Raw genomic sequence first — 12,308 nt, 5'->3', positions numbered from 1 at the left:
TTAATTAATAAAAAACTATAATTTATAGTGGTTAATTAACATCTTTTCATAAACGCTATCTGGAAGAATAAATTTTAAAACAATAGAAAACTTCTGCATAAATGCGCCAACCTTGTAATGTATTTTAGGTTTTTTGGTTTCAATCACCTTTAAAACTTGTTTTGCTACAGCAATAGGATCGCTACTATTATCTACATGCTCATCTATATCATTTAAAACACTACCATACTTTTTATATGGCGATGTATCTTTTAATGGCGCATGATAACGTCCTGCGGCAATATTAGTTGCAAAATCTCCAGGCGCAATATTTGCCATATTAATATTAAAGTCTTTTAATTCTATTCTAAAGGCTTCGGTTAAAAGCTCTAAAGCTCCTTTACTTGCACTATAAATTCCTCTATAAGGTAAGCCCATAAAGCCAGCAATTGATGTTATATTAATTATTAGTCCGCTATTATGCTTTCTCATTTCTGGTAAAACAGCTTTTATTACATTAATAGGACCAAAAAAATTTGTATCAAAATTATGTTGTATTTCTTCTGCTGGAATTTCTTCAATTGGACCTGTAATACCAACACCTGCATTATTAATTAACACATCTATTTTTCCTTCAGCTAAAACCACTTGAGCTACAGCTTTTTTTATTGAGTCTACATTTTTAACATCTAAAGCAATAATTTTAAAAGGATGATTTACATACTTTTCTGCACTTCGGCTTGTACCATAAACAGTATAACCGTTTTGAGTTAAATACTCACCAATAGATTTTCCTATTCCTGAAGATCCTCCTGTTATTAAAACGACTTTAGACATATATAATTTAGTGTTTAAATATTATGAGTTTTATATTGAAAAGAATACAATAAACAAAAAAATCCTGATTCGCAAAAGCTTTCAAGATTTGAGTTTAGTGTACAAAAAAAGGCAAGCTACCTACATCACACCGCTACGACCGCTTACCTTTGCTTCGTTCCCGACCTGGAGGATTCAACAGGAGCTGGTTGTGTAGGACTTGCCGCGGCAAATATACAATGTTTTAATTTTATCACAATGATTTTTTATACTGAATTTTAATAAATATCTTGCTTAAAATTAATTACTAAAAATGAAACTACATAATTACCTTACAATCATAATTTTAGCAATAACTCTTATTAGTTGCGGTGATTCTAAACAAGAAAAAAACTTTAACATCACAACAAATGCAACAAATAATACAATAGCATTAAATGAAACACTAGAATTATCTATTGCTAACCCTAAAAATATTGAAATAGAATCTGTTACCTATGAAATAGATGGTAAAACAGTAGATAAATCTGTACTTTTAAGCGGTTTTAAATTAGGATCTCAAACTATTACTGCCTCTATTAATTTTGATGGAGAAACAGAAATTGCTACCAAAAACATCGCTATTGTAAATAATGCATCTCCAAAAGTTTATAGTTACGAGATTGTAAACACCTATCCTCATGATATTACATCTTATACTCAAGGATTAGAATTTTTTAACGGCGAATTATATGAAAGTACTGGACAAAAAGGAGAGAGTAAATTACGTAAAGTAAATTATAAAACTGGAGAAGTACTTAAAAATATAAATCTTGGCGATCAATATTTTGGTGAAGGTTTAACCATATTAAATAATAAAATATACCAATTAACATGGTTAAGCGGCAAAGGCTTTGTATACAATCTTGATACGTTTAAACGCACAAGTACTTTTAAATTTGGTGAAAGCAAAGAAGGTTGGGGAATTTGTAATGATGGCAAAATGCTTTATAAAAGTGATGGAACCGAAAAAATTTGGCTGTTAAATCCTGAAAATCTTGTTGAAGAAAGTAATATTCAAGTCTATACTAATAAAGGAAAAATTGGTAAACTTAACGAACTTGAATGGATTAACGGAAAAATTTATGCTAACATATACCAACGTAATGGTGTTGCGATTATAAACCCAAAAAATGGTGCAACTGAAGCTGTAATAGATTTTTCTCCTTTAAAAAAAGAAGTAAAACAACATAAAGGTTTAGATGTACTTAATGGTATTGCTTACAACCCAGAAACACAAACTATATTTGTTACAGGAAAACGCTGGGACAAATTATTTGAAGTGAGAATTATTGAAAAATAACATGCAGGTTTATAGCGAAACAATAGTAGTTGCAGAAAATGATATAGATGAATTGCAGCACGTTAATAACGTACGCTATGTACAATGGGTTAATGATATTGCAAAAGCACATTGGCATAAAAACGCTTCTACTACTATTTTAAAAAACTATTTTTGGGTACTACTATCACATACTATAGACTATAAAGCATCTGCACTTTTAAATGAAACACTTTTAATTAAAACGTATGTTACAGAAGCTAAAGGTGTAAAATCAACTAGAATTGTAGAAATTTTTAACAAAAAGAACAATACTTTATTAGCAAAATCTACAACCAATTGGTGTTTTATGAGTGCGTCATCAAAAAAACCAACACGTATAACTCAAGAAATTGCAGATTTATTTACTTAATAAAAGAATATTAATACTAAAATAGTTTTTCAAAAGTTATATTTTAGTCCCTTAAAGTTAATTATCTCATGGCTATAAAACGCATAACATATTTTATTTTTTGTATCGCACTTTTAATTCTATCTAACGCTTGCCGTAAAGATTTTGACTTTGCTCCTAGTACTGGCAATTTAGAGTTTTCTAAAGACACGGTTTACCTTGACACTATTTTTGCCAATATAGGCTCAAGCACTTACAACCTTAAAGTTTATAACCGTAGTGATGATGATATTAGCATTCCAACTGTAAAACTAAATAGAGGTGAAAACTCTGGTTTCAGGTTAAATGTAGATGGTGTTGCTGGTAAATCTTTTAATAATGTAGAAATTCAAGCAAAAGACAGTTTATTTATATTTATTGAAACTACTTTTAATACAGACAACCCAAATAACGATCCGTTTTTTAATAACGAAATTTTATATACAGACAAAATTGAATTTGATACAGGAAGTAATTACCAAGATGTTGACTTAGTAACGTTAGTAAAAGACGCTGTTTTTATATTTCCAGAACGTGATGATGCAACAGGTATTATAGAAACACTAACTTTTGATGTTAATGGAGAACAATTTGAAACCGAAATTCAAGGTCGAGAACTTATGCCTGATGAATTAACGTTTACAAACGAAAAACCATATGTAATTTACGGTTACGCTGCCGTACCAAATGGAGAAACCTTAACAGTTAATGCAGGAGCGAGAATTCATTTTCATGCAGATTCTGGTTTAATAGTTTCAGAAAATGCGACACTAAATGTAAATGGTGCATTAAGTACAGATGCAGAATTATTAGAAAACGAAGTCATTTTTGAAAGTGATCGTTTAGAGCCTAATTTTGAAAACGTACCTGGACAATGGGGAACCATTTGGCTTTTTGAAAACAGTATAAATAATACCATTAATTATGCTACTATTAAAAACGGAACTGTTGGTTTGTTAGTTGATGCAAATCCAGAAGCTGTTAATGATAAATTGACAATAACAAATTCTCAATTATACAACTTTGGTAATTATGGTATTTTAGCAAGAAATACATCTATAACTGCAGAAAACCTTGTGGTTAATAACGCAGGTCAATCTTCTGTTGCTTTAACTTTTGGAGGAAAATATAATTTTACGCATAGTACAATTGCTAATTATTGGAATAATAGTTTTAGGCAATTTCCTGCCTTATTAGTTAACAACTTTTTAGAAACTGAAGGTGCAGTTACTATAACCAATTTAACCCAAGCTAATTTTAACAACTGTATAATATATGGTAATGATAATCCTGAATTTATATTAGATGAAATTGAAGACGATTCAGTTATATTCAATTTTAAATTCACCAATAGCTTATTGCGTTTTAGTGATAACTTAAATGAATTTACTGGAGATAATTACAATTTTGAAAACACCGTAAATTACGAGAACAATATATTTAATCAAGAACCAGATTTTAAAAACACAAGCCTAAATAAATTAATTATTGGAGACAATTCTAATGCCAATGGTATAGGTGCTTCATCTTTTGCTTCACAAGTACCAAATGATATATTAGGAGTTAACAGAACAAGTGCTCCAGATGCTGGTGCATACCAACATACTGTTTTCGAATAAAAAATTAAAACATCTTATAAAAAAAGCCTGCAAATTGCAGGCTTTTTTTATGTAAATAATATAATAATAAAACTATGCAGAGAATAACGGTAAATCACTCATCATTGCATTTACTCTAACAGCAATAGCATCTAATTTATCTTCATCTTCATAATTAGTAATAACCTCATCAATTAAATCTACAATAGTAGCCATTTCACTTTCTCTTAAACCACGAGTTGTAATTGCAGCTGTACCTACTCTAATTCCAGACGTTACAAATGGTGATTTATCATCAAAAGGAACCATGTTTTTATTAACTGTAATATCTGCTTTTACAAGTGCTTGTTCTGCATCTTTACCTGTAATGTTTTTATTTCTTAAATCAATAAGCATCATGTGGTTATCTGTACCACCAGAAATAATATTATAATCTTTAGCAACAAAAGCTTCAGCCATAGCTTTAGCATTTCGTTTTACTTGTAACATATAATGCATAAACTCATCTGTTAAAGCTTCTCCAAAAGCAATTGCTTTTGCTGCAATAATATGTTCTAATGGTCCACCTTGATTTCCTGGAAAAACACCAGAATCTAATAACGACGACATTTTACGTAAGTTTCCGTTTTTAAGTTTTATACCAAATGGGTTTTCAAAATCTTTACCCATTAAAATCATTCCACCACGAGGTCCACGTAAAGTTTTATGTGTTGTAGTTGTTACAATATGACAATGCGGAATAGGATCGTTTAAAATACCTTTTGCTATTAAACCGGCTGGGTGAGAAACATCGGCTAATAAAAGAGCATCAACGCTATCTGCAATTTTACGAAAACGTTCAAAATCTATATCACGAGAATAAGCAGAAGCTCCGGCAATTATTAATTGTGGTTTTTCACGCTTTGCTATTTCTTCAATTTTATCATAATTTAAAACACCAGTTTCTTTATCTACACCATAAAAAACTGGGTTATATAATTTACCAGAAAAATTTACTGGCGATCCATGAGTTAAATGTCCACCGTGAGATAAATCGAAACCTAAAATTTTATCTCCTGGTTTTAAACAGGCATGGTAAACTGCTGTATTTGCCTGGCTACCAGAGTGTGGTTGTACGTTTGCATATTCTGCTCCAAATAATGCTTTGGCACGATCTATTGCTATTTGCTCTACCTCATCTACTACTTCACATCCGCCATAATAACGTTTTCCTGGGTAACCTTCGGCATATTTATTGGTTAAAACAGAACCTGCAGCTTCCATAACTTGGTCACTTACAAAGTTTTCTGATGCGATTAATTCTAAGCCGTGTAACTGGCGTTCTTTTTCAGCTTGAATTAACTCAAATATTTGTTCATCACGTTGCATAAATATGTCTTTTTTTAGATTGCCGCTAAAATACTAAAAAGGATGCTTTTTTTTACTTAAAAACAGTAGATTCTAATAGATTGTTATTATCTTTTACATTATGTTTATAACTCTATATGTTTAGTGGAATTTTAAGCATTTTTTAATAGTAAAAGTATTTCAAACTAAAAAAAATTATGTAGGTTTGAATAGATTTAAAAACAAAAAACACAAGATATAGTTATGCCAATTACTGCTAACAATCCAGATAGAAAATCGTGGCTACACGTTGATAAAAATTCAGATTTTCCAATTCAAAATATTCCTTTTGGAGTCTTTTTAACAAGAGATGATATTATTACTATTGGAACTCGTATTGGCGATACAGCCATAGATTTAGGTGCTTTACACCAACTAGGCTATTTTGAAGGCATCCCATTAACTGATGATATTTTTCTTCAAGATACATTAAATGATTTTATAGCAGATGGCCGTAAAACTTGGCGTTTAGTAAGAAATCGTATTGCAGAGATTTTTGATGCAGAAAACGATGAATTAAAAGACAATAAAAAAAATAAAGAAACTGTATTATTTCGTTTAGATGAAATTGAAATGCAATTACCAGTTCAAATTGGTGATTATACAGATTTTTACTCGAGTATAGAACATGCTACTAATGTAGGCACTATGTTTAGAGATCCAGATAATGCTTTATTACCAAACTGGTTACATATTCCTGTTGGATATCATGGTAGAAGTTCATCTATTATTCCTTCTGGAATTCCTGTACATAGACCACAAGGTCAAACTTTACCAGCTGGTGAAACAGAGCCTGTTTATGGCCCAAGTAAATTAGTAGATTTCGAATTAGAAATGGCATTTATAACAACAGATGCTAACGATTTAGGTGAGCCTATTCCTATTGATGAAGCCGAAGAGTATATTTTTGGTTTAGTATTATTTAACGACTGGAGCGCAAGAGATATTCAAAAATGGGAATACGTACCATTAGGTCCGTTTTTAGCAAAAAGCTTTGCTTCTTCTATTTCTCCATGGATTGTAACTTTAGATGCTTTAGAACCTTATAGAGTTGCAGGACCAAAACCATTAAAAAAACAATTACCTTATTTACAACAAAAAGGCAAAAAGAGTTTTGATATTAACTTAGAAGTTGCAATACAACCTGAAAAAGCAAAAGAAACAGTTGTAAGCCGTTCTAACTTTAAACATATGTATTGGAGTATGGCACAACAGTTAACACACCATACTGTAAATGGTTGCCCGCTAAACTCTGGAGACATGATGGGAAGTGGTACTATTTCTGGACCAACACCAGATTCTTACGGTTCTATGTTAGAGTTATCATGGCGTGGTGAAAAACCATTAAAAATGGCAGATGGCACAGAACGTAAATTTATTAATGATAACGATACAGTTATTATGCGTGGCTTTTGTGAGAAAGATGGTACACGAATTGGGTTTGGAGAAGTATCAACCAAATTATTACCAATATATAAAGCAAAAAAATAGTTTTTTTAAAAATAATAAGCTTTTAAAAAGTCTTGAAACCTACAGCGTTTTAAGGCTTTTTTGCTTTTGGCATGGCATTTGATTTTATACTTATAGTATAAACCCGTAAAACGTAAGAAGATGAAAAAAATTACACTATTTTTAGTAGGTCTTCTAATACTAACATCTTGTGTTGGAAGAAAGCAAATTGAAAAACAACTAAACTCTGGAAATTATGACCAGGCAATTAGTAATGCGCTTAAAAAATTAGAGCATAACAAAAATAAAAAACGAAAGCAGGATTTTATTGTTATGTTACAAGATGCTTTTTACAAAGTGGTTACCGAAAACCATAACTCTATTAATCATTTAAAAAAAGATGGAAATCCAGAGCAGTTTGAAACTATTTATAATTTGTATTTAGATCTTGAAGATAGACAACGTGCTATTAAAGCTGTAATGCCACTGTATATTGATGGTAAACTACTAGAGTTAAAATTTAATAATTATAGTAATGCCATAGTTAACTATAAACAAAAGGTTTCTAATTATAAATACAACGAAGCTTTAACCTTGTTAAACACTAATGATAAGCTTAAAAACAGGATTGCTTACCAATTGTTTAATGAAGTTGAAACTATAAATCCTAATTATAAAGATACAAGACAACTTATAGAGGTTGCAAAACACCAAGGTACAGACTATGTTATTGTTGGTATTGTTAATAATACAAACCAGTTAATACCTAATCGTTTACAAAATGAATTATTAAATTTTGATACATACGGTTTAAATGATTTTTGGACTGTATACCATGCAAATCCAGTAAATAACATAGATTATAACTACGAAATGCAATTACAGTTACAACGTATAAACATTTCGCCTGAGCGTATTACAGAAAAACAGCTAATAAGAAAAAAAAATATTGTTGATGGTTGGGAATACGTTTTAGACACTAATGGAAATGTTGTAAAAGACAGCCTTGGTGATGATTTAAAGCAGGATAAAATAATAACTGCTAAAGCTAGATTTTTTGAATATAATCAATTAAAATCTACACAAATTATAGCTAGAGTTGTATACAATAATTTAAAGCAAAATCAAGTAATTAGAAGTTTCCCTATTAATAGCGAATTTATTTTCGATAATATATATGCCAATGTAAAAGGAGACGAAAGAGCCTTAACAGCAGAAGATATAAATTTACTTAAAAACAGAAGATTAAGATTTCCAAGTAACGAACAAATGGTTTATGACACTGGTGAAGACCTTAAACTTCAACTAAAGAGTATTATACGTAGATATAATTTTAAAAGTTAAATAAAAAAACTCCCAAATAACAGTATCGTTATTTGGGAGTTTTAAGCTTTATATATTTTTAAAAGTTAGATAAACTTTTCTAATTCTAATTCATTAATTGCTCCATGACTTGCATGAGCTACTGCTACTCCATTTTTAATAATAAGTAATTGTGGAGATTGATGCATGACCTGAAACTTATAGCCAACTTCGTTTGAAACCTCTCTATAATTCAATAAATCTAAATAATATAAATCTACATTTAAATCTAAATTATATGCATCTATAAATTGGTTCATTACCATGCGGCTAATACCACAACGAGTAGAATGCTTAAATATAATTTGTGTTTTAGATTTCGACTTTTCTGCTATAGTTTCCAATTGAGAAACAGCTGTTAATGAAATCCATGGTAATACCTTTTCTTCTTTTGGTTGTGAAGAATCACCAAAAATTTTATTAAAAATTCCCATAAAATTGTTTTAATTAAGTATAAAAAAATATGCTTTAAAGCATATTTAAATTAATTTAAAAACAATAATTTAAATGCGACCTTTGTCTCGAAGTCCAGTAATTATTGCTTTTAATTCGCCTCTTTTTATTGGCTTTATTATATAGTCGGAAATTTCACTAATACCTTTCGCCTTCTCAATATCCATAGAATCTACAGACGATGATACCATATAGATTGTGATTTTTTTTCCTACGCGTGGTTTAATATTAATATATTCTTCCATAAACTGAAAACCATCCATAACAGGCATGTTTATATCTAACAATATAACATCTGGCAACTGTTCTATATTATCTATATTATCTAAAAGGAAGGAGAAAGCTTCTTCTCCATCTGAGAAGACTTCTATTTTTTTATCAAAATCTATAGACTCTAAAGTTTTTACAACTGTGAATTTATAGATTTCATCATCATCAACAATGCAGATGTTTAAAGTGTTATGCATATTTATTTATTAAAATTAATAATAAATTTAGAGCCTTTATCTACAGTACTTTCAACCGTAATTTTTCCTCCCAATGATTCTATTTGTAATTTAGTCATAAATAAACCAACACCTTTTGCTTCTGGATGTCTATGAAACACTTTATTTAAACCAAATATTTTGTGTTTATGTCTATCAAGATTAATTCCTAGTCCATTATCTTCAATTTCTAAAACAATGTGATTATCTACTAGTTTTGTTCTCAAATGTATTTTTGGGGCTCTGTCTTTTGCTCTATATTTAATAGCGTTTTCTACTAAATTAAGAAAAATACTTTCAAAATAAATTTTATTATAAGAAATTTTATTTATTTCGGTGAAATCACTGGTAATTTCAGCTCCAGTTACAATAATTTGAGCAGCTAACAATTCTTTTGTTTTATTTAATGTTTCAGAAAACCTAACTGGATTTAAACTTGCTTTTTCTTTTTTTATTTTTAAAGCATTTACAAGTATATTTAATGTTTCGGTTAAATGGGTAATAACTTTTTGAAACTTTTTAAATACGTCTTGTTTATCTTCTTCTTTATCACACATAAAGTACATATCTATTAAAGAATTTAGATTACTTACAGGTGCTCTTAAATTATGAGATGTTATGTGTGCAAAATCTGCTAATTGAATGTTTTGAGTTTTTAATTTTTTTGCTAGTAACTCTAAGTTTTCTTTAGAGCTTCTAATATTATATTCTACTTGTTTTTGTTTTGTTATATCTCTTATTGCTAAAGATACTAACAGTCCACTTTCTGTTTCTAATGGACTCAAACTTACTTGAACTGGAAATTCATCTCCATTTTTATTTACGCCAATTAACTCCCTATTATCACCCATACCAAGTGTTTGTGGATCATTAAAGTAGTTGTCTCTATATTCTTTAAACTTCTCTAATATTCTTTTTGGGACTAATTGATCTATAGGTTTATCTATCAACTCTAATTGAGAATAACCAAACAAACGCTCGGCTTGTTTGTTTATTAAATGTATTTTTTTGTCTTCGTTTAAAATAATCATTGCATCTGGAGCAGATTCTAATAAGCTTTTAAACTTAACCTCTTCCATTCTTTGATTACTTATATCTTGAATACTACCAATAATTTCTATTACTTCATCATTATCATTTAAAATAAATTTTCCTAAAACTAATAGTGTTTTTATTGTTCCATCTTTTAAAATAACTCTATGTATTAACTCACCATGAAAACGCTTTTCTGAAAATGATTTTTCCATGTGTAGTTTAACATTTTCTACATCTTCAGGATGTGTTATATTTAAAATAGTATTAATAGTAATATCATTTTTATCTTCATCTACACCCATTATACTATATAAATTTGAAGACCATGTTACCTTATTAGTATTAATATGCCATTGCCAATGACCCATCATTGTAATTTTCTCGGCAAAATTTAAAAGCTCATTTTTTCGTTTTAATTCAATTTCTGCTCGCTTTATGTGAGATATGTCTTGAAATATCCCGAAAAGTCGTATACATTCACCTCCATTAAATTCGGCTTGACCAATATCTCTTACCCAAATTGGATTGCCATCAAGCGTAGTCATTTCAACTTCAATATCAAATGGTTTTTTAGTATTTACTAAGGCATCAACTGCGTCTAAAATCTTATTTCTACTTTCTCCTTCTTTATATAACTCTAAACTTTCTTGGCCATAAATAGTACGATCTTCTGGTATATTTAATATCTCTCTGGTAATTTTATTTAATGTGTATTTTTTTGTTTTATAATCTAGTTCCCAAGTTCCAATTTTAGCTACGTTTGTTGTTCTATCTAAAATTTCTTCTACTCTAGCTTTTGCTCTAACTTGTTCTTTAATGTGAGTTATATCTCCAGTGTACATTATTAAACCACCAATTTCACCTTCGTTTATATACCATGGTTTTACCTCCCAAAATATCCACTGCTTTGTACCATCTACTCTTTCAAATAAATATTCGTCACAAATATCTACCGCTCCACTTAAACACTCTTTATGTTTTTGTTTCCAACCGTCTCCAATTTCTGGAAAAATATCATAATGTGACTTACCTATTACATCGCAATCTTCTAGTTTATAATCTATTTTCCATTTTTTTGAAACAGCTATATATTTCATGTTTTTATCTAACATGGCTATAGATGGTGGCGCTTGTTCTATAAAAATTTTATTGTAATGTTCTTTTTGTTCTAAATTTTCTTTAAGTAATTTTAGCTCTTTTAAATTATTTTTAATCTCTTCTTTAGTATTTTTTAAGGCTTTGTTAGAAAGTATTAGGGCTTCATTTTTTGTAATCAACTCCCTAATTGTGGGTATCAATAAATAAAAGAAACCTAATGCTAATAACAGTATAGAAACTGTCATTAAATTATAAAAGTTATTTTGAAGTTTCTTTAAGTTTTTCTCTGCAACATATTGGTACTCCAATACTATTGCATCCATAATTTCTAAAAACTTTTCTTCTGCCTCTATTAATTTTTCTGCTTCTAAACTAATAAATGCTTTATCTGTTGTGTTTAAAATTAATTTACTTGAAGTTGTTACCTTTTTTAAATTTTTATCGGCAATATTAAAAAGGGAATCAAGTTTCTCATTGTGCTTTAATTTTTTATAATAATTAATTAAATAAACATGAGAATCTTTAAACTCTGTTATAAGGTTATTTACTAAAACAGAATCACTATTTTTTGACTTTAAAGAATTAAAAGCATTATTATAAGCTAAAACTTGTTTGGTTATATTTTGACTTAACATTCGCTGTTTTCCAGCTCTATTAATAATATAAGCATCATCTTTTTGAATAGTTATATGCCTGTGTACTACAAAAAATAATAGCGAAAATAATGTTATTGATACAGATGCGAATAATATATATCTACGTCTAATTTTTTTCTTGAGGCTATCCATTAATTGTAATAAATCTATTGTTAAAAAATAAAGAAATAAAAATAGGACTTAATTTATTCATTTTCAAAAAAAAACCCAATTTAAAAATATAACAAAAGGTTATAAAAA

At 29.2% G+C, this 12,308-nt stretch carries 10 protein-coding genes and 1 other RNA gene; 5 read left to right on the top strand and 6 right to left on the bottom strand.

Annotation, left to right across the window (positions count from 1 at the left end; all coding sequences use genetic code 11):
* Positions 1-15: 15 nt before the first annotated feature.
* Positions 16-816, bottom strand: coding sequence for an SDR family oxidoreductase (locus BM549_RS13190; RefSeq protein ID WP_290470691.1), 801 nt, complete (start codon positions 814-816; stop codon positions 16-18).
* A 106-nt stretch (positions 817-922) separates the two neighbouring features.
* Positions 923-1,021, bottom strand: an RNA gene (gene ffs, locus BM549_RS13185) — signal recognition particle sRNA small type.
* A gap of 87 nt (positions 1,022-1,108) precedes the next feature.
* On the opposite strand from ffs, the gene BM549_RS13180 reads away from it, so the two are divergent.
* The 3 genes from BM549_RS13180 to BM549_RS13170 all read left to right on the top strand — a co-directional run bounded on the left by BM549_RS13180 (position 1,109) and on the right by BM549_RS13170 (position 4,165).
* A complete protein-coding gene (locus BM549_RS13180) occupies positions 1,109-2,137 on the top strand; it encodes a glutaminyl-peptide cyclotransferase (protein WP_290470690.1) in 1,029 nt (342 codons plus the stop codon).
* Position 2,138: 1 nt separating this feature from the next.
* On the top strand, positions 2,139-2,528 hold the full coding sequence (locus BM549_RS13175; RefSeq protein WP_290470689.1) for a thioesterase family protein: 390 nt from the start codon (positions 2,139-2,141) through the stop codon (positions 2,526-2,528).
* A gap of 68 nt (positions 2,529-2,596) precedes the next feature.
* Positions 2,597-4,165 (top strand): hypothetical protein, encoded by a 1,569-nt coding sequence (locus BM549_RS13170; protein WP_290470688.1) that lies wholly within the window; start codon positions 2,597-2,599, stop codon positions 4,163-4,165.
* 72 nt (positions 4,166-4,237) lie between these two features.
* Here BM549_RS13170 and glyA read toward each other — a convergent pair whose 3' ends face one another.
* On the bottom strand, positions 4,238-5,512 hold the full coding sequence (gene glyA / locus BM549_RS13165; protein WP_290470687.1) for a serine hydroxymethyltransferase: 1,275 nt from the start codon (positions 5,510-5,512) through the stop codon (positions 4,238-4,240).
* A gap of 222 nt (positions 5,513-5,734) precedes the next feature.
* Between glyA and fahA the strand changes: the two genes are divergently transcribed.
* Both fahA and BM549_RS13155 read left to right on the top strand, forming a co-directional pair.
* Positions 5,735-7,021, top strand: coding sequence for a fumarylacetoacetase (fahA, locus tag BM549_RS13160; RefSeq protein ID WP_290470686.1), 1,287 nt, complete (start codon positions 5,735-5,737; stop codon positions 7,019-7,021).
* A 120-nt stretch (positions 7,022-7,141) separates the two neighbouring features.
* Positions 7,142-8,323 (top strand): hypothetical protein, encoded by a 1,182-nt coding sequence (locus BM549_RS13155; protein ID WP_290470685.1) that lies wholly within the window; start codon positions 7,142-7,144, stop codon positions 8,321-8,323.
* Positions 8,324-8,388: 65 nt separating this feature from the next.
* On the opposite strand, the gene ytxJ is transcribed toward BM549_RS13155, so the two are convergent.
* The 3 genes from ytxJ to BM549_RS13140 all read right to left on the bottom strand — a co-directional run bounded on the left by ytxJ (position 8,389) and on the right by BM549_RS13140 (position 12,200).
* Entirely contained in the window at positions 8,389-8,775 is a 387-nt protein-coding gene (gene ytxJ, locus BM549_RS13150) for a bacillithiol system redox-active protein YtxJ (RefSeq protein ID WP_290470684.1), read from the bottom strand.
* Between the two features lie 69 nt (positions 8,776-8,844).
* Positions 8,845-9,261 (bottom strand): response regulator, encoded by a 417-nt coding sequence (locus BM549_RS13145; protein ID WP_290470683.1) that lies wholly within the window; start codon positions 9,259-9,261, stop codon positions 8,845-8,847.
* Positions 9,262-9,263: 2 nt separating this feature from the next.
* A complete protein-coding gene (locus BM549_RS13140; protein ID WP_290470682.1) occupies positions 9,264-12,200 on the bottom strand; it encodes a PAS domain S-box protein in 2,937 nt (978 codons plus the stop codon).
* Positions 12,201-12,308: the final 108 nt, after the last annotated feature.

It is taken from the genome of Lacinutrix sp. MedPE-SW (assembly GCF_001874145.1).
GTDB lineage: Bacteria > Bacteroidota > Bacteroidia > Flavobacteriales > Flavobacteriaceae > Lacinutrix.
The sequence above is the reverse complement of the archived record's forward strand: the minus strand, read 5'-3'. Positions and strand labels throughout refer to the sequence as shown.

Coding starts and splice junctions, on each gene's coding strand:
- BM549_RS13190 (WP_290470691.1), bottom strand. CDS start 816: ATGTCTAAAGTCGTTTTAATAACAGGAGGATCTTCAGGAATAGGAAAA.
- BM549_RS13180 (WP_290470690.1), top strand. CDS start 1,109: ATGAAACTACATAATTACCTTACAATCATAATTTTAGCAATAACTCTT.
- BM549_RS13175 (WP_290470689.1), top strand. CDS start 2,139: ATGCAGGTTTATAGCGAAACAATAGTAGTTGCAGAAAATGATATAGAT.
- BM549_RS13170 (WP_290470688.1), top strand. CDS start 2,597: ATGGCTATAAAACGCATAACATATTTTATTTTTTGTATCGCACTTTTA.
- glyA (WP_290470687.1), bottom strand. CDS start 5,512: ATGCAACGTGATGAACAAATATTTGAGTTAATTCAAGCTGAAAAAGAA.
- fahA (WP_290470686.1), top strand. CDS start 5,735: ATGCCAATTACTGCTAACAATCCAGATAGAAAATCGTGGCTACACGTT.
- BM549_RS13155 (WP_290470685.1), top strand. CDS start 7,142: ATGAAAAAAATTACACTATTTTTAGTAGGTCTTCTAATACTAACATCT.
- ytxJ (WP_290470684.1), bottom strand. CDS start 8,775: ATGGGAATTTTTAATAAAATTTTTGGTGATTCTTCACAACCAAAAGAA.
- BM549_RS13145 (WP_290470683.1), bottom strand. CDS start 9,261: ATGCATAACACTTTAAACATCTGCATTGTTGATGATGATGAAATCTAT.
- BM549_RS13140 (WP_290470682.1), bottom strand. CDS start 12,200: ATGGATAGCCTCAAGAAAAAAATTAGACGTAGATATATATTATTCGCA.